A 22637-nucleotide genomic window follows, 5' to 3' on the forward strand; every position below is an offset into this window, starting at 1 on the left:
TAACTCTGTGTTCTCTGTGCCCAACTCCATCCACCTCTGTGCCGGGCCGGTAAAAACCGTAAGTACTCATGAGAAAATTATACATAGCAAGTTTGCTGTTGCTTATCCGTACAGCTAGTATTCAAGCCCAGTCCACCGCCATTCCGGTACATGACCCGGTCATGATTAAGCAGGACAGCCTGTACTACCTCTTTGCAACGGGCCGGGGCATTGCCGTGTGGTCTTCGCCCGATAGAAAGGAGTGGAAACGCGAAAAACCCGTGTTTGAAGAAGCGCCGGAATGGGCGGTGAAGGCCGTACCCGGTTTCCAGCGCAACCATATCTGGGCCCCCGATATTTCTTACCATAATGGTACCTACTACCTGTACTACTCTATTTCGTCTTTTGGAAAGAATGGCTCCTGCATTGGCCTGGCCACCAACAAAACTCTGCATCCCGGCAGCCCCGACTACCGTTGGGTAGACCACGGCAAAGTAGTGGAGTCGGTACCCGGCCGGGACAACTGGAATGCCATTGACCCCAACTTGATCCGCGACGAGGAAGGTACCCCCTGGCTGGCCTTCGGCTCCTTTTGGGACGGATTAAAACTAGTCAAGCTCACCGACAACGCCCGCGCTATTGCTACCGATCCGCAAAGATGGTACACGATTGCCAGTCGCAGAGCCAGGAGTCCTACCGACTCCCTGGCCGGCAACACCGCCATCGAAGCGCCTTTTATTTTCAAAAAAGGAGACTACTACTACCTCTTCGCTTCAATTGACTTCTGTTGTAAAGGCGAAAACAGTACCTATAAAATGATCGTCGGACGCTCCCCAAAACTCACCGGACCCTACCTCGACAAAGCCGGGATTGAAATGAGCAAAAGCGGAGGTACCTTACTGCTGCGGGGCGACCAGGACTGGCACGGCGTGGGGCACAATGCCGTCGTTACCTTCGATGGAGTAGATTACCTGATTTTTCACGCTTACGACGCGCACGATAAAGGGCGTTCTAAACTTCGCCTGGAAGCGCTAACCTGGAACCGGGAGGGGTGGCCAGCGGTGAAGTAACCCGGGCGTTTGAGCGTGAAAGCCTGTAAACTAGAATAGTAACAACTATACGTACACGAAGTGAAGCTGGGTATCCTAACAAAATATGGGACAGAATTTGTACATTCGTAGCTGAAATTTAGCGCAGACCTCCCGAGAGAACATGAACCAGATTATTGAATTCTTTTCGAAATTAGGAGATACCTCCGACTGGCCGCCCCGCTGGTACTGTGGCACCTGGTCAGAATTTCACGGCTGGCTTTATATTGCTTCGGATCTGTTGATCTGGCTGGCCTATATGAGCATTCCACTGATACTTTTGCGATTTGTAGTTGTAAAGCGGGGCATACCTCTCAAACGTGTTTTCTGGCTTTTTGGGGCTTTTATCCTGCTTTGCGGCCTCACCCACCTGGTTGATGCCTTCATTTTCTGGGTACCTATTTACCGCATCAGCGCCCTGGTTCGACTTTTGGCAGGTATTGTATCTATAGGTACCGTTATTGCCCTTATCAAGTACTTTGACACCGCCGTAGGCCTGCGGACCTCCGATGAGTTTGAGTTTGAACTAAAGTACCGCCAGAAGGCACTACAGGCGCTGGAGCGGTCAAACGAAGAGTTGAAGCAGTTTGCTTATGTAGCCTCTCATGATCTTCAGTCGCCACTCAAAACCATAGAAGGGTACCTGGGGCTGCTGGAAAGTAAGTATAAGGAGCAACTGGATGAACCGGGCCTGAAACTGATAAAAACAACTACCAACTCCACCCACCGGATGCGGGATCTGATCAATGATCTGCTGGAATTTTCGCAGGTAGGGCTGGGGCAGGATTTATCGGAGGTACCTATGGATGACGTACTGGCCGAGGTCCTGGAAGAAATGCAGCAGGAGATAGATGAAAGCGGCGCCAAAATAACCGCTACCCGCCTACCGGTACTTCGGGCTTCGAGGATCGATATGAAACGGGTTTTTCAAAATTTGTTATCCAATTCAATAAAATATAGTCGCAAAGGTATTCAGCCGGAAATAAAGGTTTCGGTACGCGAAAAAGCTTTTGAGTGGGTGTTTTCGATTGAAGATAACGGGATAGGAATTGATGAAATTTACTTTGAAAAAATATTTCAAGTATTCCAAAGGTTACACGGACGCAATGAATACCCCGGTACGGGCGTTGGTTTAGCAACGTGTAAGAAAATTATTGAAACTCATAGCGGCAGAATCTGGTTAAATAGTAACCTGGGAAAGGGCAGCAATTTCCGTTTTACCATCCCCAAAGATTTAAAAACAATTTATGACTACGAATCGTGATTTGAGGTGTGTCCTATTGGTGGATGACGATCCGGATGATAACTTTCTGCACCAGATTGTTATCAAAGAAAGCGGGATGGACACCAGGGTAGTAGTCGCTGAGAACGGTGAGGTGGCCTGGCAGTACCTTACTTCCACCCGCTGCCCGGACTTTCATAAACCGGATGTGATTTTTCTGGATATCAATATGCCCCGGATGAATGGTTTCGAGTTTTTGTCATTGTACAAAACACTCGCCAACGAGCAGCGCGCAGGTACCAGGGTGGTGATTTTGTCTACATCGTCCAACCCGCACGATTTTGAAAAAGCCGTGTCAATCTATCCCGACGTCCATTACCGGACCAAACCGCTGACCGAAAAGATACTCCTGAATATCCTGAACGGGGAGTCTTCTTTGTCCAATGTTTAACGTAGAACCAATTAGTCAAAAATAGTAAAAGGGAAAAGGTAGCTGTGTCGCAGCTACCTTTTCCCTTTTATAAATCCGCCAGAACTTCCACCTGGTCCCCCACGCGTATAGTACCCTCAGTAAGTACCCGGGCGGTAATGCCGCCGTGCTGGCGCATGGCATTGTAGCCGCCGCTGCCAGGACCTCTTCCATGCGGCTGCAGGGGTGGCACTCGCCCGTATATGCTAGTACGGCATCACCGATTCGGAAGGTTTTGTCCTTCAGCGCCAGCAGGTTTATCCCTTCTACCACAATGTTACGGCGTACCAGCGCCGGGTCCAGGCTGTCACGGCCCAGGTAGGAAGCTACGGCCAGTAAGTGCTCCGCCTGAATCAGCGTAACCTGCCGCTTACTGTCGGGGCGGCCCCGGTAGCGGTCGCCGTCCAGGCCGGTCCCGCTGCGGGCGTAGGTTTCCGCTACGGGTAGTACGGGCTGCCGGGAAGCCGGGCGAACTCCCAGCCATACCACCCGCCCCGGCTGGGCGTACTGCTGCATGAGTTGGTACAGGGGCGAGGACTCGGGTAGTTTGGCCATTATAGATTATTCCCGGAAGTACCTCCTTACTTTTTGTGCAGCTTTTCGTAGTGCTGGCGCAGCAGGTCATCCCCGAAGTCGTTGGTCAGGTCGCGTACCACGGTATGAATATGGTTGGCGTCGTTTTGGGTATTATCAAACTCAATCAGCAGGGTAGGGCCGTGGATACGGTAGTAGTGGCCTTTGTCTTTCCCCATAATAAGTTCAGTGTCGCCAATCCAGGCAAAATAGATCTTGTTCATACCCGCTTTCTGAAGCTGCTCCATCTGCTGGTTTTTTAGCGTAACGTGGTAGCGGTTGAGATAAATACCAATAAGCTGACGAAAAACCTCCTGCTGAGCCGGTGTCATATCGCTGAGCGGAATACCTTCAAAGGTGGACAACTGGGCGGTACGGTTGTTGGAAGTAAACATTTCGTAGGGTGACTTATTACCAAGTATCACTTTCTGGCGCTGGGCGTCCGTGAAGGAGTTCAGGAGCCGGAAGCCCAGATCTTCTTCCTCTTTCAGAACCCGGCGGCCTTTCTGGGGCATATCCACCAGCACGTGGGCCGGATTGGTACCCATAAAGCTGGGGGTATACACCAGTTTGCCCGTTACCGACGAGAAATGCAGCGACAGGTGGTGCCCTTCGATACGCCAGCTCCAGGGATCCTTTTCGCCGGGAGTACCAAACACCAGAAACGAATAATTTTCGGGATCGCGGCGGGTGTCATTGGGCGGTCGGTTTTCTACTACCCGCAGTACATTTTCCAGGTCAATGATTTCGCTGATCTTGCGGTAGCCTTCGTCGCTCATCATTACTTTCACCATACCCATAGCGGCGGCGCGCTGCTTATCGTTCATTTGTTTCAGCGCCAGGCCCTTCCGCTCCCGTGGTACAAAGTGCCAGTCAAATCGTAGCGAATCATCAAACGCCCGTTGGGTTTGCTTGAGCTGGTCGGCATCCAGGGTACCCAGAAAAGCCCTGACCGCTTTGGTCATCTGCTGGTTCAGCGTTTCTTTTTTGCCGTCTTCTGGTGCGGCAGCCCACAGGCTGGTGGTTGCCATAAGCAGCAGGAGCAGGCTACGGGTCAGGAAGGCGGATTGGGTACGGCTTTGCATAGGTTTAAAAATTAAAATAGGATACAGACTGCCCCGGACGGACCAGCCGGTTATTGAGTAATTCTTATAGGGTACGAATGCGTATGTTACGGTACCACGACTGGTCACCGTGGTCCTGCAGGGCAATGTGGCCTTTGGCGTGGGCGGTAGCGTAGGGCCAGTTGGCAAACTTGCTTTTGGCTACGGTGGCTTTCCAGTCGGCCGAGCCGTATTCGTAGTCAACTACTTTTTCGCCATTGAGCCAGTGCTCCACGTGGTTGTCCTTTACTACTATGCGCCCTTTATTCCACTCACCGGAGGGTTTGACTACTTTCTTCGCCGGCGCATACATATCATAGTTGGCTCCGGTTTTCTGTTTATCGTTGATTTTTACCATTTTGCCTCCATCGTTAAAAGGCGGGTACCCTTCGTCGTCAATAACCTGGTACTCCGGCCCTGAGTAGTAGGTCGCGTTTTTGGGGTCTTCAACGACTTTATAGATCACCCCGCTGTTGCCTTTGGGGGCTACCTTGAACTCAAACTCCAGCTCAAAATTTTCAAACTGTTCATTGGTAACCAGATCCCCGCTTTTCCCGGGCGTCATCAGCACACCGTTCTCTACGGTCCAGCCTTTTACTCCTCCGCTGTGCTGGTAGCTGTGCCAGCCGTTGGTAGATTTTCCGTCGAAGAGGTTTTGCCATTTACCGGGCTGTTGGGCCCAGGCAGTACCTGCCAACAGGCAGGCGATCATAACGAAGCTTAATTTCTTCATATCCAGTATTGAATAATTATGGAGCTAGTACCTGTACATCCGGCGGGCGGACCAAAGTAAAAAGGAAATGCGCGTCTGGTTATACTGTTCCGGGCTTCTGTGAACCAGCGGAGGTAAGGCTTTGCCAATGGTGGCAGATTTGGGTGTGAAACCCAGGCCGGATCGGCTGCCTACGGCCTGTCTGGGAAGATTCCTCATCTGAGTACTTATTTCCTCAGCAACTGACGGGTAAACGGAAGTAAACCCCGTGGTGTAGTTTTTTTGCCAATGGAAGTACTTTGAACAACCAAAGAGAATATGAGAAGATTGAAAATTACCTCCGGACTATATGCTTTTTTGACGGTAGGCTGGCTGCTGGCCGGCTGTAATTCCGGCGGAGAAGACCGGGAACAAAAAAAGCTTGCGGAGGCCCAGGAAGAAGCCCTGGAAACCACCCAGGAAGCCTACGATGAATTACAGACTGAGCACGATAGGGATGACCTGGCGGAAGTAAGAGATGATTTGAAAGCAGCCAGAAAAGACCTTTCTGAAAAGCAAAAGGAATATACCCAGAAACTGCAGGATCGTCAGGAAAGGATTGAAAAACGTCTGGCTTTGATGGATTCCAAGATTAAGTCGGCCACTGGTACAACCAAAACCCGCTGGACCGAAAGACGTACCGAGCTGATTCAGGAGAGGGACCAGATTCAGGCCAATTTGATGGAGATGAAGAAGCCTATGACGGATGAGCGCCTGGCCACCATTGAAAAACAAATGGATGAGCTTATCACGGCCATTGATAAGGAATTGACAAACACAGCTAATCAATAACAAGTAGAGTATATATCCACAGCAGAAAATAACAAAAGTTCATATATCCACACCTAATAGTTGAGTAAAAAAGAGGGAGGGCCGAAAGGCTCTCCCTCTTTTTTTGTAAAGTCTTAGCCTACGCCAGCCGTCGCGTAATTAGGTTGCGGACCAGCTCGTAGAATGGCTGTGGCTGCATGGTACGCCAGTTATCAAGCTGTAAGGTACCTCCAAAGTTGAGGTAGTAGTCGAGGCGGTAGCGCTTCCATTCCTGCTCCACGTGGTCACGGAAACCCACGGCCGCAATCCAGCCGTCTTCCACATCCTCAAACCACTCGGCGTAGTACTCGTCGTCGGAGCCGTGGAAGTTCATTACGTTTTCTCCGATCAGGATAAACTGATTGATCCCCGCCGCTACCAGTTCATCTATAACGTGCCGTTTAAAGTGCATAATATCGTTGTGAAGCGTATCATTCCACTCTCCCAGTAGCTCAATCACCGCAAACCGTTGATTATAATCCGCAAAAAGAATCTTTACGTACAGCGTCTCCGAGCCTATTTCGTCCCAAAGCGGGTGGATATAGTACCCGTATATGTCGTTCTCGTAGTAGTTGAGGTTGTACTCCCGCCCGTAGAAGGGCGAGCGTTTATCCTCATTAGCTATATAATGTTTTTCCCAGTTATAAAAGGGCTCAATTTCCTGCATAATTGTCTCTGCTAGTATTCGACTATAAATACATTGGCTCAACAAAAAACATTCCCCAAAAAGATCAGCCAGCCTATAACCACTGCATGGGTCGCCGTATTTAATCATTGCAATGCTTTCAGCTTTTCCTTTTCCGGGTGTCTTAGGCCGGGAGGCTGTATTTTCCCTCTTCCCTTTAGGGGTATTAAGTACTTGTTAGGGGTATTAAGTACTTGCGCAAAATTACTTTGCATTAGAATTATTTACAATCCGTTCTTATACAGCAACTTAGAGAACTAACCACTAAAAGCTAATTTCTAATAGCTACTTAAATAGAATGGTATTACCAAAAAAGCGCAGTACCTGTGGGTAGTCAGGTACTGCGCTCTCCTAATTTTTAAAAGGAGTTACACTTTACCCAACGCCTTCTTAACCGCCGGGGCCACTACGGTACCCAATAGTTCAATGGAGCGCATGACGCTGGCATGGGGTAAGGTACCTACGCTGATGTGCAGCAGAAAACGGGTATTGCCGAATAGCTCATGTTCCCAGAGAATTTTGTCAATGACCTCCTGCGGGCTACCTACCAGCAGGGAGCCATCGGGCTCGCGCATCAGTTCGTAATGCTCCCGGTCCATGGGTGACCAGCCCCGCTCCCGCCCGATTTTGCTCATGACGTACGCGTAAGGTTTATAAAATTCATCGGCGGCTTTCTGGGAAGTATCCGCTATGTACCCGTGCGAATTGATGCCCAGCTGCAGCCGCGAAGGATCGTGTCCAGCCCGCTGATAGGTGTCTTTATAGAGTCGGGTAAACGGGACAAACCGCTCCGGCCCGCCGCCAATAATGGCCAGCGCCATGGGTAAGCCGTAGTTAGCCGCCCGCACCACCGACTCGGGAGTACCGCCTACTGCCACCCAGATTGGTAGCTCCGGTTGGTGGGGGCGGGGGTATACCCCCCGATTATCAATAGCAGGACGGTGTTTGCCTTTCCAGCTTACCTTCTCACTTTTATTTAGTTGTATGAGCAATTCCAACTTTTCGGCAAAAAGCGTGTTGTAATCTTTCATGTCGTTGCCAAAAAGCGGAAAGGATTCAATGAAAGACCCCCGCCCGGCCATGATCTCCGCCCGGCCTCCCGACAGCAAATCAACGTGGGCAAAATCCTGAAATACCCGGACCGGGTCATCCGAACTAAGGACCGTAACCGCGCTGGAAAGCCTGATCTGTTTGGTTTTGACCGCGGCGGCGGCCAATACTACCGCCGGTGAAGAAACAATAAAGTCGGGCCGGTGGTGCTCTCCGATGGCAAATACGTCCAGCCCCAGCTGGTCCGACAGTTCAATTTCTTCCAGGAGGTTCATCATCCGCTGGTGCGGACTGAGCAATTTTCCGGTAGCGGGGTCGGGGGTATTCTCGACGAAAGTAGTGATTCCTATTTCCATAATTAATGTAGGTACATCTATATTTTCCTAACACCAAAACCCGTCTAAAACGTTGCATGGGTTCCAGTTTCCGGAGCGGTTTCTTGCTATTTCGCTCTTTAAAACCCATTTTTAAATAAAGAACTAAAGAATACTCCTATGCTAGACATCGTGATTGAAGCCCGACAGGCCTCCATAGGGCCGGGCATGGATGTGCGGCGGATCTTACCTTTCCGCAAGCGCCGAATGGTCGGCCCCTTTATCTTTATGGACCACGCCGGCCCGGTACCTATACAACCGGACCTGCAAACGTCCATGGATGTACTGCCGCACCCCCACATTGGATTGTCAACGGTCAGCTACTTGTTCGGCGGGCAGGTTATGCATCGCGACAGCCTGGGAGTGGAGCAGCTAATTCGTCCGGGCGAAGTAAACTGGATGACGGCCGGGAGTGGTATTGCGCATTCGGAGCGATTTGAAGACCCGGCTGCCCTGGCCGGCGGACAACTGGAAATGATTCAGACCTGGGTGGCTCTGCCGGAAAAAGACGAAGAGGCCGCACCTGCTTTTGACAATTATAAACCCGAACAGCTGCCCATCTTTACCGACACCGGCGTTTGGATGCGGTTGATTGCGGGCGATGCCTTTGGACTAAAAAATGGCGTTAAGACCCATTCACCCCTATTCTACCTCCACGTCGTACTGGACCAGGGGGCGCGTTTTGGCTTACCCGGCGAGCATTCGGAGCGGGGTTTTTATCTGGCCAAAGGTAGGGTGGAGATAGGAGGAAGTACCTACAATGCGGGGCAAATGCTGGTATTTACAAAGGGCGTAGATCCCATCATTCTGGCCAAAGAACCCACTACCCTTATGCTGCTGGGCGGAGAGCCGCTGGGCGAGCGCTTTATCTGGTGGAACTTTGTGTCTTCCCGGAAAGAACGCATTGAACAGGCCAAAGCCGACTGGCAGGAAGGGCGTATACTTTTACCACCTACCGACAATCATGAATTTGTCCCGCTGCCCGGTGATGCCTCCTGCCCGGCAGGAAGTTCCCAGACAGGCAGTCCACCGCCACAGGCACTTTCGTGAGGGGAATATATTTAACTTCCTTGCCTGAACAATTTTAAGGTTGGCTCCATCAGAAGCTGAATGCTATCTTGAACCGAATGGCGGAGCTATAAATAGTAAAAAGCTTGGTAGTACCAGGTTGCCTCTTTCTGTACAATTAAAATTTCGTGGCTTTACCACTGCCATCTGCTGCGGAGGGTGCGTTCGATTACGGGCCGGAGTTTTGTTTAGCATCATCCCCAGCTATACCTTCTTTGGGAGTTTCTCGAAAAAAAAATGCACGTTCAATGATCCAAGTTGAGCCTTCAAGACGTAAATCCGGTGAAAAATCACTCCAACACTCAATTTTACGTAAATGAAGATTCAACACACCTGTTCTTTCCGCGGGCTTCTGGCCAGCTGCCTACTCGGCGCGTTACTCCTACTCCAGGCCTGTGAAGATCACCGCCTGGCACCGCCCGCGCCCGACCTTCCTGACCAGATTTTTTACGCCCTCACTGACGACAATCGTCTGTACGAGCTGAATGTCAAAAGTACTCAGACGCCCCTGCGCACCCTGACCATTACTGGTCTGCAAAGTGGTGAGCTGCTACTTGGCATCGACTTCCGCCCCGCTACCGGTCAGTTGTACGGTATTGGAAACAGTAGCAGGTTGTACCATATCAACTTACAGTCGGGAGCCGCTACGGCCCTGGGAACCGGACCTTTCACACCGGCATTCAGCGGGACTGTCGCCGGGTTTGATTTTAACCCTACCGTTGACCGCATTCGGCTGGTATCAACCACGACCCAGAATCTCCGTCTGCATCCCGAAACGGGCGCTGTGGCGGCTACCGACGGTAATCTGAACGGTTTCGCCAATCCGATGGTGGGCGCGGTAGCCTATACCAACAGCTTTGCTGGTACTACGTCAACGCAACTGTTCGACATTGACCCCACTACCGATAAACTGTACCTGCAGGACCCCCCTAACGCCGGTGGCCTTAAGGAGGTAGGTCCGCTGGGGCTAAACATTACTGCCGTGGGTGGCTTTGACATTGCCCCCACTGGTACCTTCGGTATTGCTTCGGTGCAGTTTCAGGGTGGTTGGGAGCTTAACTCCGTTGATCTAAGCACAGGTAGGCTACAAAAACTTGGCAACCTGCCGTCGGGTACTATTATTGGCCTGGCCATTCCAACCAATCCCGTGGCCTACGCGGTAGATCAGTCCAACAACCTGCTCATCTTTAACCCGATGTCCAGCCCCCTTAGCCTTATTACCAAACCTATCACCGGATTGCCCATGGGAGTAAGCATAGAGGGCATCGACTTCCGGCCTGTCAACGGTCAACTGCACGCGCTGGGTAGCAACAGTGTACTTTATACCATCAACCTCGCCAACGGCGAAGCCGCCGTGCGTTCTACCCTGAGCGTCAGCCTGAACGGTACCAGCTTCGGAGTGGACTTCAACCCCGTACCTGACCGTCTGCGGGTGGTGAGCAATACGGGTCAAAACCTTCGGATTAACGTAATGGATGGGGCTACGATCGTTGACGGTTCGCTCAATATACTGGCCCCGGCCACGGGAGTACCCTTTGTGAACGGAGCGGCCTATACCAATAGTTTTGCGGGAGCCACCACCACTACGCTCTTCGATATCGATAGCCAGTCAAATAAACTGTATCGTCAGAGTCCGCCCAACGACGGTGGTTTGCAGGAGATCGGTAATCTGGGTGTAGATGTCGAAGCGGCCAATGGTTTTGATATAGGTGGTACTTCAGGAAACGCCTACGCACTCCTGACCGTTGGAGGTACCACAGGGCTCTATTCCATTAACCTCACCACCGGTTTGGCCACCAAACTCGCTGACTTCCCCGCCCAGACTAAGGGCTTTGCCCTGGGCTTCGGCTTGTAGGCGCTGCCAGTCAGGATATTCATCCATCAGCGGTACCGATACGTTCGGTACCGCTGTTTTTTTGCTAATTCAGTAAGTCGGCAGTGACTATACAACCTGCTTTACGCAAGTTTATTTCTACCAGTTCCCGGTTATCCTGACCATAGGAACGTGTTACTACGACTCCTTTGTCCATAGACCGTAGTAGCAAGCCTCTTTGACTGTTTTAAAAGCAAGAATAAGGGGCTTATGAGGAGCATCATTTGGAGCCTCTGTAATGAAAGGCGACTTTGAATGAGCGATCAGCGAGGCACCCTTATTGCAGGAAGACCATCCACTTTGCCATCCTCCATTTTATGTAAGGGAACCCAACACTCCTATACGCAATAGAAGCGTACAAAGGCATATTTTAAAAAAAGTACTACCGTTTAATAAATTTTAGTGTGCTTTTGGATATTGTTTCTTTGAATAAAAGTCTTGATTATCTACATTTATTTCAGTTTCGAAACTACATCAATAGCCGGATCTTTATCAAGTTCTAAGTACCTTTTGTAAGCGGCTACTCCTACTACACTACCTGAGTCTTCAGGAAATACAAATAATCTTGGATAAGTAGATTGCACTACTTACATTTTATTTTATCGATTAATGATTTTAAATCTAGCTGTTCTTGCTAGGGATACTTCGTTGTTGGGTAATGGAAAAGGTTGGTGGTGAAAACACCAACAACGGCAAATTGTTCATTACTGTTAACGGAAATTGCCTTATCAGATGAAAAAGTATTTACCTATTTTTTGCCTCTAAATTTAAATACTATGAAATTATATCTATTTATCCGATTTTTGATTGTGCTTAAACTTTTTCTATTTATAAGTTATATATCAAAAGCACAATTTGCAAAAGAAGCATATGATTTCAAAGAGGTGGGTGAAAAAGGGTTAACGGAAATACAATTTGTTGGTACAGGTGATCTGCAAGTTTCTGTTAATGAAAAGAAAGACCTGCCTGCTAGTACCGGATTAGGAGCTATTTTTTGGAGAATTTGGCCAAATAACCAATTTGATGATGATATTGATGATAAAATATGGAATAAGAACCCTGAATGGAAGTCTGGCAGTAAGAAGATGCTAATGTCTGGAATGGAGCTTCAGTTAGAGGTAAAAATTAATGTTGCATCTACGACTGATACTATTTCTGCAAAATTTAGGAATAATAGTATAAATAGTATAATAAATAGTAGAGCTTTTGGTAGTTATACCCTTGCCCCTGTAAGTTCTGGACCATCAACCACAGTAAACTCTATCTTTTATTTCAAACCTAAATATTACAATGATTTCACTGGAGTAACTTATAGAGGTATACCGGGTAAGAGTATACTCGTGAATAATATCATTTTTAAATACATTGATGGTATAGAACTAGGTTTCACTGCTGCAAATCAAGTATGGAGTATTAATTCTGATACTTTAACAAAAGATGTTTCAATATATAGCTGGCGAGCAGGTATCTTTCATGAGTTTTTGCCAGACTTAGTTAGAAGAACAAAAGGATATTCTGTTAGATTGGGGTTGAACTATACCGGAAGAAGTATTAAGGGTGATGCAGGCATGAAAACTGAGGACGCAAGCTCATTTCGAAGAATGCTTTTGCAACATGATAAAATTTCATTTCATGGCGCTGAAATTGTTTTGAGTTTAAGATTAAGGAATATAAGAGCAGAAGCGTCTGTGCCAATGCTTAACATGCGTTCTAAAAGCCAAATTCCAGGCCTAACTGGCTCCCAGTTCCTGACTTCTATTAGCTTTGTCGGAGGGTTTCCGCTATCAATCAATTAAATTTTACTGTTCTTTATTTCTTACATCAAGAAAAGGTAAGAATCTAGAATGTTGTTGATTCTTATAATCATCTAATTGACTTTTATTGCTGATTATTATAAAAGATTCGCATTCATTGTAAATGTTTCTATATGATCGTAGAACCACAAATCCATATTGCTAAGCCAGAAGGGCCTGAAGAAAAAGTAAAAAAAGTAATCGTTGCTGTTCATGGAGTTGGAGATCAGTATAGTTTTAGCACCCTTCAATCAGTAGTAAATCAGTTTTGTCGTTTCTTCGGTGAACCTACAGCTATACCGCTTGGTTGTTTTCATGACGACAGAATAAGTTTTTCTTTAAAACCCCCATATCCTCACGAGAAATTAAAGAGTATTTCATTTGCTGAGGTTTACTGGGCAAAGATACCTAGAGAGGTAATAAGTGACCAGCATACACTAGAAGAGGCGAAAAAATGGGCAAACACTATCGTTGAAAGATTGCGTTTACGTTGGAAGCAGGCAAAAGTTTCAGGATCTCAGAGTAGGTTCAATGATAGTTATACAGAATCAGACTTTACGCTACTTAAGTTAGTCTTAATAGAAATGATTGAGACTATTTCGGTACTTGAGAGGTTGTGTTTAATATCAGAACGTGCTGGGTTATTTACTTTTGACCTTGGAAAATTGTTAAATGATTATTTAGGAGATGTACAAATTGTGACAGAGTTTGAAAAACAGAGGCTTAAAATACTACAAGCTTTCAGATGTGTATTAGAAAACGTTTATAAAGAATATCCAGAAGCAGAAATTCATTTAGTAGCTCATAGTGAAGGGACAGTAGTTTCATTTTTAGGCTTATTAGAAGCCATTCGAGAACCATCTAAATTTCTTTGGGTCAAAAATGTCAGAAGCTTTATGACTATAGGCTCTCCACTGGATACACATTTAATTTTATGGCCTGAGTTATTTGATTCACCTTTGCCTGCTCAATGGTCTCAATTTTCTAAAAAAATTGAATGGCGTAATTATTATGATTATGCTGATCCTATTGCTTTCAAACTTGATGATATTCGTGACTGGATTGGTAAAAGTGACTTTAAGACTGTTTTTAATTTTGAACTTAAACATGATATAGGTTTTAATAGATCACCTTTTCCTGGTAAAGCACATGTAGATTATTGGAATGATAATGATATTTTTGACCACTATATTAAAGATGTTGTGGATAAGTCTGAGGAAGTGGTTGTGCCCCCTAAAACTATCAATTGGAAGAGGTGGGTAAGTCTTAGCATACCACCTGTGATTGTAGTTTCTTTACTGCTTATTGCAGTTTATATTATGTTAAATTCAATATTTAATTATATAGACCCAAGCCACGATATTTATAGATTTAGGGATGATTTGTTCTTGTTAAAAACCGTGACAGGTACAAGTTTGTTATTATTAGGCGTAACGATAGTTAGCCGTATTCCGCGCTTAACTAACAATATGAGATTACGAATAATGGCATGGTTGTTATATTTCTCATTTGCTTTTTTTTACTTTATAGTTATACCTGATAGTAATGTTGATCGAGGAGAGATTAAAGAATGGCTTGCTAGTTCTTTCAATATCTTCGTGCCATCTGGATGGATTCGATTTACTATTAGTACTATTATATTGTTCGTTATTTATTTTGTGAATAAAGAGTGGCCTTCATTGGGTGTAAAGCCTTTGATTATTATAGGTACTATAACTATATTATTTATTATTTTGTATCATATTTTAAATACAAAGAATAACATTGAAGGAGCTATAAGTACTGATGTTGCTCTTTGGCCTGTAATATTAGCTATATCTGTTTTTTTTTATCTGTGGTGGTTAGCTGCATTAATATTTGACCTTATGTTCGTTTGGTACTTGTATATTCGACATTCTAAAGCACTTGAGAATATGGATGAGATAATAGGTTCTAGTGCTAGAGATTACAATAAGAATAATTTTGTTACTTAATTTTTAATCATTATTATAATTTGCAAAATTATATTTTCCACTAGTAGCTCGGCTCCGGCGAGTGACAACAATGTGTTAGATATACGGGCGGCTTCTATCAAATTTGTTTTTTTAAATTCGAATGATACAATTAGTTTCTAAACCGAATCATACTTGCGCTTTATTAATCTCACATATTAAATTTACATCGGTATACATAGGTTAGGAAAACTATCCCTTTCCAGTTCAGGTTGCCATAGTAAGAACAAAAAACAACAGCTACCTTCCATGCAAGCCATCATCTTCTGCGGCCTTCAGGCTACGGGTAAGACTACCTTTTACCGGGACCACTTCCTGAAGACGCATATCAGGATCTCGTTGGATATGTTGAATACGAGGAACAAAGAAACCCAGTTCATGGAGGTTTGCCTGCGTACGCAATAGCGGTTTGTGGTGGATAATACCAATCTGACCAGACCCGAGCGAGCTAAGTACATAGAAGCGGCCAAAGCCAGGCGTTTCAAAATTACCGGGTATTTCTTTGAGTCGAAGGTGGAGGAGGCTATCCGAAGAAACCGAAACAGGACCGGAAAAGAACTGATTCCGGAAATAGGTATCCGGGGAGCCAATAAGCGGTTGGAAGTACCAGGTTACGAAGAAGGATTCGACGAACTTTTCTATGTACGTATAGGGACAGACGGTTTTGAAGTAACTCCCTGGCAACCTCTATCCTGACCCCCTAATGACGAGTCCTTATAACTACCGGGATGGATTAGAATCAGAACGGCTGTATACCCGTTTTTTAACTCCTGATGACGCTGAAACCTGGAAACAGTTTTTTGAAGACCGGGAAGCGGTTGAATTTTTTCCGGATTTTGGCCTGACTACCACGGAAGAAAGAGCAGCGCTTTGGATAAAAAGGCAGTTAGGGCGCTACGAGGAAAAACGATTCGGACTCCAGGCGCTTTTTACGAAGCAGACCCATGAGTTTGTGGGGCAGGGCGGACTACTGATGCAGGAGGTAGATGGGCTGAGGGAAACCGAAGTAGGGTACCATGTATTCAAAAAGTACTGGGGGCAAGGCTATGCTCCCGAAGCCGCCCGGCTTTTTATTAAGTATTTGCGCAAAATTACTTTGCATTAGAATTATTTACAATCCGTTCTTATACAGCAACTTAGAGAACTAACCACTAAAAGCTAATTTCTGATAGCTACTTAACTATGCTTTTGAAAAGGGGTTGGCCGACTCGGTCATATCCATTATTGATATCCGCAACCTGAAGTCTCAAAGAGTGGCCGACAAAAACGGACTGAAAAGCGAAAAGCAGACCCAATGGTCGGACCTTGATGTATACATATACCGGATAAGCGGATCGATAGTGGGGAGTACGTAGGTGATTGTCGCAAATGCCCCTCCTAAAGTCCCAAATGCACCGCTTTAAAGTCGGGTACCTGTACTTACTTTGTAGTAACAAAAAACAAATACTATGGCTACTACAAAAACCACTAAGATCGTCTACTGGACAAGCACCGCTATTATCTTTCTTTTTGAAGGGGTCATGCCCGCTCTCACCTCACATACTGACCTGGCCGTGGAAGGCATCCGGCACCTGGGCTACCCGGACTATTTTCGGGTTATGCTATCGGTTTTTAAAGTACTGGGGTGTCTGGCATTGGTACTTCCCTTTGTCAACGGAAGGATAAAAGAATGGGCCTACGCGGGTCTTAGCTTTACCATGCTTTCAGCCTGCATCAGCCACTGGGTAGTGGATGGGTTGGGTCAGTACGCTATTTTCCCGCTCTTTATTTTATCCATCTTGATCCTTTCCTACGTTTCGTATCATCGGCTGAATAAAGAAAGCAAGTACTTATCCAAACCATCTACCGCCAGTACGCGTGTCGTTTCAGGCTTAGCTCACTAACATTAAGAATTAGTACTACACCAGTTGTCCCAGTAATTCCGGGCGCGCGTCTTTGGCGTTGGGATTCATGGCAACCATACTATTCCTGAACCGGAGCCGGACCTTATCGCCCTCAAAATGGCAGGTTACCTGGTCGTGGTGCGTTGACTCAATGTAGCGCCACAGCATTTCAAAAGTATTTTCATCTTTCCAGGTACCACTGGCCGCTACTTTGGCACTAAGAATATTCCGGACCGGGGTCACCACGAGGTTAGGCGGGGTACCCGGCAGGGAGGTAACTCCTTCTTTCCACTGGCCCAGTCCGACGGTAATGGGGTAGGTATCTTTGTCGTCTTTGAGGGTAATGGTACAATTGTCTTTGCCAAACTGAAAAGCCACGGACTGCACCTTCAGAGCGTTGTCGGCTACTTTGAAGGTCTGGCCGGATACCTTGGCGGCCACCGGCGATGTTTTCTGCGGCGGGAGCGGCGGCAGGCTCAGGGCGGCGAGCCGGGTTTTCAGAGTACCCGCCGTTTTAGTATTGGCCGACAGGGGCTTAGCCTGCATGGCCGGTAGCAGGTGCTCATAGATCAGGTCCAGCTGGCCCTGCATATTACTGGTTTCGCTGGTTATGGCAATCACGGCATCCTGGTCAGGCATTACAATGGTGTACTGGCCAAAGGCGCCGTCGCCGCGATAGGCGTTATGGCGACACCGCCAGAACTGGTAGCAGTAGCCCTGCAGCCAATCGCTCTTCTCTTTGGCGTCGGGGTTGTTAGCCGGTATAGGTTGCTGAATTTTAAAACTGGTTGCTTCTTCGACCCAGGCTTTGGGTAGTATTTGTTTGCCGTTCCACTGGCCTTTCTGCAGGTATAGTTGTCCAAACTTGGCCAGGTCTTCCGTCCGGACGCGCAGGCCCCATCCTCCCGTATCAATCCCCTTCGGGTCGCGTTCCCAATCCATCCCCTCTATACCCAGCGGGTCAAACAGCCGTGGCTTTAGGTACTCGACTACCCGCTGTCCCGTCAGTTTTTGAACAATGGCGGACAGCATATAGGTAGCGCCGCTGTTGTAGAGGAACCGGGTGCCGGGCTGGTACTTAATAGGCAGGGACAGAAACTTCCTGACCCAGTCGTCCTCCGTACGAATCTCGGCCGTGGAATCTTTTTCGTGCCCCACCGACATACTCAGCAGGTCCCTGACCCGCAGCGCAGCCAGGTTTTCGCTCACCTGCGCAGGCAGTTTGTCCGGAAAAAAGGAAATAACTTTATCGTCTACCGTTAGCCGTCCTTCGTGTACCGCCAGGCCAATGGCCGTAGAGGTAAAGCTTTTGCTCATGGAGTACAGCGTGTGCCGCAGGTCGGGGCGGTAGGGATTCCACCAGCCTTCGGCTACTACCTGTCCATGCCGCAGGATCATAAGGCTGTGGAACTCGTGCTTGCTCTGCGCTACAGCATCAAGAAAATTTATGATACCGGCTGAGTCCATGCCCTGTGCCTCGGGGGAGGTACTCCGGCGGAGACTTTTGGTGTAAGTAGGCTGCCCGAAGAGGTACCCGGAGAAGCCCAGCAATAAACCGGCTCCGGCGGTACCGGCTCCCAGCTGTTTAATAAATTCCCGGCGATTGGATGACATAGGTGGTTGACGGCTAGGTAAATTAGTTTGAAAAGGTTTGAGAAGGGATTAACTACTGAAATAGGGTGGGGAAGCGCTATGTATAATTTATCCAATGCTCCTCCTCCTGGAATAACAAAATGCAGTAGTGCTGACTATGCCGGGTAATGCCATCGCTTGCCCTCACGGCCGGGCGGGCCCCGCTGCCCCAACACCACTAAATTTTACAGCCCTGCTTTAGCCAGCCGCACAAATGGCTGTAAAATAAGGTGGTTTATGGGGTAGCTGATAAATTTAACATTGTACATATGTAGTAGCGATAATACTAAATTTTCAAAGATGCACTTTTGCCCTAATTATGCAGGGTGCTAACTATATCAGCTCTCCCCTAAGCCACCTTGCGCTGTGGGCATTTGTGCGTAAGCTCTGCGCAGGCCCACAGAGCACAGAGGCGTGGGGAGAGCGGGGCCTGCCCGGCCGTGAGGGCAAGCGATAGCATTACCCGGAAAAGCTAAAAAGAGCCGGAGATCATACAAAGACTTCCCCCGAAAAGGTTTGGATCAGTTTAAAAGTTTGTAGTAATCACTGCTACCACTTAAAAGCAAAAGCCCCGAAGCAGTTCGAATCTGCTTCGGGGCTTGGAAAAATCTATATCGATACTCTACTGCGCCATGGGAACGCCGGAGAAGGTTTGGCCTTGAGCATCCACGATGATCTTTGTGATTTTGCCCTGAGCGTCGCGCTCAAACTTCACTACGGCCTGTCCGCTGGCATCGAAGGTGTCGGCCTGGTTTGGTACCGGAATAAATACGCCTTTGTTATCACCCGCATCGAAGTGAATCTGGCCGTCTTTGAGCGATAGCTGCACAAACTCAAAATCCATCCCGGACATCTTGTACTTACCCACGTAATCGGTTAGAGCCGCAGCGGAGGCCATTTCTTTGGTTCCTTCAAAGGTACCATCGGGTATTTGCAGTTTCAGGCTGGCTACCTTGCCTTCGGTATTCCGGACAAATGTAACGGTGGCTTCGCCGTTGTTGGCACTGTAGGTATCGGCCTTGCCGCTTACTTCTACGAAATCACCCTCGTACTCACCCGCAACGTAGTGGAGTTTTCCGGCTTGCTCGGTAACAACTATTTTGTCAATGGGCAGGTCCTTTAGTTTATAGGTACCTACATAGTCCTGTAGGTCCGCCAGGGAACGGGAAACCGTGGTAGTTGTAGCTGACACTTCACCCGCCGACACCATAACCGGGGCCGATAAAAGCGTTAGCATAGAAAGAATTAAAGTAGTCTTTTTCATGGATCAGATGCGTTTAGATTTAGATGTAAAAGTAGAAAAAGAGAAGGTACCTGGTATCTACTTTGCCGGTTAAAAATATGGGAGGTTTATTTTGTATGTAAGCGGTAAAAAAGGAGCAGGATTTGAAGAAGATGTAGTACAAATTTCTATTTGCCTGACCCTTGGTATAAACTGAAAGCCCGCTGTTTCCGGCGGGCTTTCAGTTTATAAAGATAATATCAGGTTAGAAGTACCTTATAACTCACGCACCCAGATATTGCGGAAGCCAACGGGGTTGCCGTGGTCCTGCAGCAGGATGGGGCCTTTGCCGTGGGGTTGTACTCTGGGGTAACCAATGTACTCGGTAGTACCTTTGATGGCCGTGTGGTTCTGTACCAGTACGCCGTTAAGCAGTACCGTAACGTGGGCAGGCTGCGTCATCAAACCGTTTTTGTTGAAATGAGGAGCGGTGTAAATGATATCGTAGGTCTGCCACTCACCGGGCTTGCGGCTGGGGTTAGCCAGCGGAATCGCCTGCTTGTAAATGGAGCCCACCATCCCGTTGACGTAGGTCGGGTTGTCGTAGTTATCAAGTACCTGAAGCTCGTAGCGGCCCTGCAGGAAGATACCACTGTTACCGCGGCCCTGACCCGTGCCTTCTACTTTTTCGGGGGTTTTAAATTCAATGTGCAGCTGAAAATCGTTAAATTCCTGCTTGGAGCGGGCCGAAAAGCCTTTGGTTGAGTACATAACACCGTCGGTAACCGGCCATTTTAGCGGACCTTCGTTGGTGTTTTCCCAGGCCGAGGGCGCGTAGCCTTTTATGGCTACCCACTGGTCGGTATTGCGGCCGTCAAAAAGCACAATGGCATCCGAAGGGGCGGTAGTGCCGGTGGCAGTGGGGCCAGGTACGCCGGGCGTAATAACCGGCGGTACGGGTGTCCAGATTTCAGAGGACTGAGGGTTTTGTTTAACCTGTTCGTTTTGAGCCTGGGCTACCAGGACTGACACCATTCCCATGGCTAACAGTACTATTTTTTTCATGCGTTATGTAGGGTTATTATCAGTTAATTATTTAGGGATTGTATCTTCATTCAGCAAAAGCGGCCGCTTTATACATTCTAATCATCAAAACTACCAATTTGAAAGGAGAATATTGTAATTTTAAATCTCATAATCACTAATCAACTATTTCAAACAAAGATGCTACGATGTAATAGAATCGTCCTGGGAGCGGCCCTGACGGCTTTGATAGCCTGTGCCGGTATCCAGGCAGTTGCCCAGCCTATCCCGCTTACGGACATGAGCGCCTTTCGCACGCAAAGCGATAACTGGCGAATAGTAGGCGATGCCTCCGTGGAAATTTCTCAGGTAAACGTACTGAATACCAGTCCGGGTAAAGGGGTACTGGCCTGTATTCATAAGCAGGGTACTTACGGTGCCAATTATGAATTGCTTACCAATTTCAAGCACGGGGATCTGGATATTGAAATGGATTTTCTGCTGGCAAAAGGCTCTAACTCGGGTATATACCTGCAGGGCAATTACGAGATTCAGCTCTTCGATAGCTGGGGAAAGAATTCCGCCAAGTACAATGACCTGGGCGGTATCTACGAGCGTTGGGACGATTCAAAGCCCGAAGGACAAAAAGGATACGAGGGCTACGCGCCCCGCCTGAATGTAGCCAAAGCCCCCGGCCTGTGGCAGCACATCAAAATTTCCTACCAGGCTCCGCGCTTTGACCAGGCCGGTAAGAAAATCGCCAACGCGGTATTTCTGAAAGTAGAGGTGAACGGCATTACCATTCACGAAAACGTCGAGGTGAGCGGACCTACCCGGGGCGCTATGTCGGCCGATGTACCCATGGGTCCGCTTCGGATTCAGGGAGACCACGGCTCGCTGGCCATCCGGAATATCGTGGTCAATAACTTTGATAAAAAGCCGGGTATACTCACTGGACTTAACTACAAAACCTACTACGGCAACTATTCGCAGGATCTGGACCCCGCCACCCTGAAAGTGGCCGAAACCGGTACAGGAGAGGCCCTTAGCTGGGAGGTGCTGAAAGAGCCCAACAACTACGTGCTGGTGTACAATGGTACCTACAAGGCTCCTACGGCGGGCGAGTATATTTTTAAAATGCAGGCTTCGGGCAACAGCTACCTGAAAATTGACGGGAAATCAGTATTGCCCAATGAGCGGAAGAATGCGAACGAGTTTCGGGAAGGTACCACCAAGCTAACCGCCGGTGACCATAAAGTAGAGCTGTATCTGAATAAGCGTGAAGGCTATATGAAGCCGGTGCTGGGTCTTTGGGTAACGGGTCCGGGCTTCCGGGAGGTTGCCCACCATACCCAGGGGTCAGCTCTGGCCGGTAGCCCGGCCGATCCTATACTGGTCGCTTCGCCGGTCAATACCGTACTGCGCAGCTTTATGGATGTACGCAATGCCGACGGTAAGCGTCAGCGGGTAGTGCACTCCGTATCGGTGGGAAGCCCTTCCAACCTGCATTATACCTACGATCTGGATAAGGGGGCGGTGTTTCAGGTGTGGCGCGGGGAGTTTCTGGATGCTACTCCCATGTGGAACAACCGGGGTGATGGATCTTCCCGGCCCCGGGGCAGCGTAACTTCTCTGTCAACGGCTCCCTTTCTGGCCAAAGTAGCCGGACAAGCCAACTGGCCGTCCGATACGGCGGGTATTGGGTACCGCCCCAGGGGGTATGAACTGGATGCGAACAATGTTCCCACCTTTAAATACGAGGCATTCGGCACCTCCATTTCTGACAAAACCACTGTGATTGACAACAAACACTTTGAGCGGGAAGTCAAATTGTCCCGGCCTATCAGTGGATTGATGGCACGTTTGGCCGAAGCAAAAACCATTGAAAAGGTTTCGGAAGGGCTATATGCTATTGATGGCAAGTCCTACTATATCCAGCTGGCAGATAAAGGTACTGAGCCCGTAATCAGGAAAAAGGATGGTCGCCAGGAACTCCTGCTCCCGACCGACAAAGGTGAGGTTCGTTACTCTATTCTTTTCTAGGAATC

At 48.0% G+C, this 22637-nt stretch carries 21 protein-coding genes; 13 read left to right on the top strand and 8 right to left on the bottom strand.

What is annotated here, in order from left to right; all coding sequences use genetic code 11:
- Positions 1 to 68: 68 nt before the first annotated feature.
- From VGN67_RS10930 to VGN67_RS10940, 3 genes are all read left to right on the top strand, one after another.
- Positions 69 to 1049: an arabinan endo-1,5-alpha-L-arabinosidase gene (locus VGN67_RS10930; protein ID WP_327486859.1), complete on the top strand. Its 981-nt coding sequence runs from the start codon at positions 69 to 71 to the stop codon at positions 1047 to 1049.
- Between the two features lie 142 nt (positions 1050 to 1191).
- Positions 1192 to 2331, top strand: coding sequence for a sensor histidine kinase (locus tag VGN67_RS10935; RefSeq protein ID WP_327486860.1), 1140 nt, complete (start codon positions 1192 to 1194; stop codon positions 2329 to 2331).
- The gene (locus VGN67_RS10940; RefSeq protein ID WP_327486861.1) at positions 2315 to 2740 is read left to right on the top strand and encodes a response regulator; all 426 of its coding nucleotides are present in this window, start codon (positions 2315 to 2317) and stop codon (positions 2738 to 2740) included. Before VGN67_RS10935 ends, VGN67_RS10940 begins: the two co-directional genes overlap by 17 nt.
- Positions 2741 to 2755: 15 nt before the next feature.
- Here the strand turns inward: VGN67_RS10940 and VGN67_RS10945 are convergent, their stop codons facing one another.
- The 3 genes from VGN67_RS10945 to VGN67_RS10955 form a co-directional block, all read right to left on the bottom strand.
- On the bottom strand, positions 2756 to 3313 hold the full coding sequence (locus tag VGN67_RS10945) for an MOSC domain-containing protein (protein ID WP_327486862.1): 558 nt from the start codon (positions 3311 to 3313) through the stop codon (positions 2756 to 2758).
- A gap of 26 nt (positions 3314 to 3339) precedes the next feature.
- Positions 3340 to 4416, bottom strand: a complete 1077-nt coding sequence (locus VGN67_RS10950) for a DUF3500 domain-containing protein (protein ID WP_327486863.1) — start codon at positions 4414 to 4416, stop codon at positions 3340 to 3342.
- A gap of 64 nt (positions 4417 to 4480) precedes the next feature.
- Entirely contained in the window at positions 4481 to 5167 is a 687-nt protein-coding gene (locus tag VGN67_RS10955; RefSeq protein WP_327486864.1) for a DUF1080 domain-containing protein, read from the bottom strand.
- A 297-nt stretch (positions 5168 to 5464) separates the two neighbouring features.
- On the opposite strand from VGN67_RS10955, the gene VGN67_RS10960 reads away from it, so the two are divergent.
- Complete coding sequence (locus VGN67_RS10960) at positions 5465 to 5977, top strand: hypothetical protein (RefSeq protein ID WP_327486865.1); 513 nt, start codon at positions 5465 to 5467, stop codon at positions 5975 to 5977.
- Positions 5978 to 6095: 118 nt separating this feature from the next.
- Here the strand turns inward: VGN67_RS10960 and VGN67_RS10965 are convergent, their stop codons facing one another.
- Entirely contained in the window at positions 6096 to 6662 is a 567-nt protein-coding gene (locus VGN67_RS10965; RefSeq protein WP_327486866.1) for a hypothetical protein, read from the bottom strand.
- Between the two features lie 386 nt (positions 6663 to 7048).
- The gene (locus VGN67_RS10970) at positions 7049 to 8086 is read right to left on the bottom strand and encodes an LLM class flavin-dependent oxidoreductase (protein WP_327486867.1); all 1038 of its coding nucleotides are present in this window, start codon (positions 8084 to 8086) and stop codon (positions 7049 to 7051) included.
- A gap of 138 nt (positions 8087 to 8224) precedes the next feature.
- On the opposite strand from VGN67_RS10970, the gene VGN67_RS10975 reads away from it, so the two are divergent.
- From VGN67_RS10975 to VGN67_RS11010, 8 genes are all read left to right on the top strand, one after another.
- Complete coding sequence (locus VGN67_RS10975) at positions 8225 to 9154, top strand: pirin family protein (protein WP_327486868.1); 930 nt, start codon at positions 8225 to 8227, stop codon at positions 9152 to 9154.
- Between the two features lie 334 nt (positions 9155 to 9488).
- Positions 9489 to 11027, top strand: a complete 1539-nt coding sequence (locus VGN67_RS10980) for a DUF4394 domain-containing protein (RefSeq protein WP_327486869.1) — start codon at positions 9489 to 9491, stop codon at positions 11025 to 11027.
- 692 nt (positions 11028 to 11719) lie between these two features.
- The gene (locus tag VGN67_RS10985; RefSeq protein WP_327486870.1) at positions 11720 to 12841 is read left to right on the top strand and encodes a hypothetical protein; all 1122 of its coding nucleotides are present in this window, start codon (positions 11720 to 11722) and stop codon (positions 12839 to 12841) included.
- Positions 12842 to 12972: 131 nt separating this feature from the next.
- Positions 12973 to 14811 (top strand): hypothetical protein, encoded by a 1839-nt coding sequence (locus VGN67_RS10990; RefSeq protein ID WP_327486872.1) that lies wholly within the window; start codon positions 12973 to 12975, stop codon positions 14809 to 14811.
- Positions 14812 to 15078: 267 nt separating this feature from the next.
- On the top strand, positions 15079 to 15234 hold the full coding sequence (locus VGN67_RS10995; RefSeq protein WP_327486873.1) for a hypothetical protein: 156 nt from the start codon (positions 15079 to 15081) through the stop codon (positions 15232 to 15234).
- 9 nt (positions 15235 to 15243) lie between these two features.
- The gene (locus VGN67_RS11000; RefSeq protein WP_327486874.1) at positions 15244 to 15525 is read left to right on the top strand and encodes a hypothetical protein; all 282 of its coding nucleotides are present in this window, start codon (positions 15244 to 15246) and stop codon (positions 15523 to 15525) included.
- Positions 15526 to 15532: 7 nt separating this feature from the next.
- Positions 15533 to 15934, top strand: coding sequence for a GNAT family N-acetyltransferase (locus tag VGN67_RS11005; RefSeq protein WP_327486875.1), 402 nt, complete (start codon positions 15533 to 15535; stop codon positions 15932 to 15934).
- A 343-nt stretch (positions 15935 to 16277) separates the two neighbouring features.
- Positions 16278 to 16712 (top strand): DoxX family protein, encoded by a 435-nt coding sequence (locus VGN67_RS11010; RefSeq protein WP_327486876.1) that lies wholly within the window; start codon positions 16278 to 16280, stop codon positions 16710 to 16712.
- A 15-nt stretch (positions 16713 to 16727) separates the two neighbouring features.
- Here VGN67_RS11010 and VGN67_RS11015 read toward each other — a convergent pair whose 3' ends face one another.
- The 3 genes from VGN67_RS11015 to VGN67_RS11025 form a co-directional block, all read right to left on the bottom strand.
- A complete protein-coding gene (locus VGN67_RS11015) occupies positions 16728 to 18326 on the bottom strand; it encodes a serine hydrolase (protein ID WP_327486877.1) in 1599 nt (532 codons plus the stop codon).
- Between the two features lie 640 nt (positions 18327 to 18966).
- Positions 18967 to 19608, bottom strand: a complete 642-nt coding sequence (locus tag VGN67_RS11020; RefSeq protein WP_327486878.1) for a DUF3471 domain-containing protein — start codon at positions 19606 to 19608, stop codon at positions 18967 to 18969.
- A 234-nt stretch (positions 19609 to 19842) separates the two neighbouring features.
- The gene (locus tag VGN67_RS11025) at positions 19843 to 20631 is read right to left on the bottom strand and encodes a DUF1080 domain-containing protein (RefSeq protein WP_327486879.1); all 789 of its coding nucleotides are present in this window, start codon (positions 20629 to 20631) and stop codon (positions 19843 to 19845) included.
- Between the two features lie 159 nt (positions 20632 to 20790).
- On the opposite strand from VGN67_RS11025, the gene VGN67_RS11030 reads away from it, so the two are divergent.
- Positions 20791 to 22632: a family 16 glycoside hydrolase gene (locus tag VGN67_RS11030; RefSeq protein WP_327486880.1), complete on the top strand. Its 1842-nt coding sequence runs from the start codon at positions 20791 to 20793 to the stop codon at positions 22630 to 22632.
- Positions 22633 to 22637: the final 5 nt, after the last annotated feature.

The sequence above is a fragment of the Telluribacter sp. genome (assembly GCF_035998675.1).
In the GTDB taxonomy this organism is placed as follows: Bacteria; Bacteroidota; Bacteroidia; order Cytophagales; family Spirosomataceae; genus Telluribacter.

Bases quoted from the DNA above. Each gene is read 5' to 3' on its own strand.
- VGN67_RS10930 (WP_327486859.1), top strand. From the start codon at position 69: ATGAGAAAATTATACATAGCAAGTTTGCTGTTGCTTATCCGTACAGCT.
- VGN67_RS10935 (WP_327486860.1), top strand. From the start codon at position 1,192: ATGAACCAGATTATTGAATTCTTTTCGAAATTAGGAGATACCTCCGAC.
- VGN67_RS10940 (WP_327486861.1), top strand. From the start codon at position 2,315: ATGACTACGAATCGTGATTTGAGGTGTGTCCTATTGGTGGATGACGAT.
- VGN67_RS10945 (WP_327486862.1), bottom strand. From the start codon at position 3,313: ATGGCCAAACTACCCGAGTCCTCGCCCCTGTACCAACTCATGCAGCAG.
- VGN67_RS10950 (WP_327486863.1), bottom strand. From the start codon at position 4,416: ATGCAAAGCCGTACCCAATCCGCCTTCCTGACCCGTAGCCTGCTCCTG.
- VGN67_RS10955 (WP_327486864.1), bottom strand. From the start codon at position 5,167: ATGAAGAAATTAAGCTTCGTTATGATCGCCTGCCTGTTGGCAGGTACT.
- VGN67_RS10960 (WP_327486865.1), top strand. From the start codon at position 5,465: ATGAGAAGATTGAAAATTACCTCCGGACTATATGCTTTTTTGACGGTA.
- VGN67_RS10965 (WP_327486866.1), bottom strand. From the start codon at position 6,662: ATGCAGGAAATTGAGCCCTTTTATAACTGGGAAAAACATTATATAGCT.
- VGN67_RS10970 (WP_327486867.1), bottom strand. From the start codon at position 8,086: ATGGAAATAGGAATCACTACTTTCGTCGAGAATACCCCCGACCCCGCT.
- VGN67_RS10975 (WP_327486868.1), top strand. From the start codon at position 8,225: ATGCTAGACATCGTGATTGAAGCCCGACAGGCCTCCATAGGGCCGGGC.
- VGN67_RS10980 (WP_327486869.1), top strand. From the start codon at position 9,489: ATGAAGATTCAACACACCTGTTCTTTCCGCGGGCTTCTGGCCAGCTGC.
- VGN67_RS10990 (WP_327486872.1), top strand. From the start codon at position 12,973: ATGATCGTAGAACCACAAATCCATATTGCTAAGCCAGAAGGGCCTGAA.
- VGN67_RS10995 (WP_327486873.1), top strand. From the start codon at position 15,079: ATGCAAGCCATCATCTTCTGCGGCCTTCAGGCTACGGGTAAGACTACC.
- VGN67_RS11005 (WP_327486875.1), top strand. From the start codon at position 15,533: ATGACGAGTCCTTATAACTACCGGGATGGATTAGAATCAGAACGGCTG.
- VGN67_RS11010 (WP_327486876.1), top strand. From the start codon at position 16,278: ATGGCTACTACAAAAACCACTAAGATCGTCTACTGGACAAGCACCGCT.
- VGN67_RS11015 (WP_327486877.1), bottom strand. From the start codon at position 18,326: ATGTCATCCAATCGCCGGGAATTTATTAAACAGCTGGGAGCCGGTACC.
- VGN67_RS11020 (WP_327486878.1), bottom strand. From the start codon at position 19,608: ATGAAAAAGACTACTTTAATTCTTTCTATGCTAACGCTTTTATCGGCC.
- VGN67_RS11025 (WP_327486879.1), bottom strand. From the start codon at position 20,631: ATGAAAAAAATAGTACTGTTAGCCATGGGAATGGTGTCAGTCCTGGTA.
- VGN67_RS11030 (WP_327486880.1), top strand. From the start codon at position 20,791: ATGCTACGATGTAATAGAATCGTCCTGGGAGCGGCCCTGACGGCTTTG.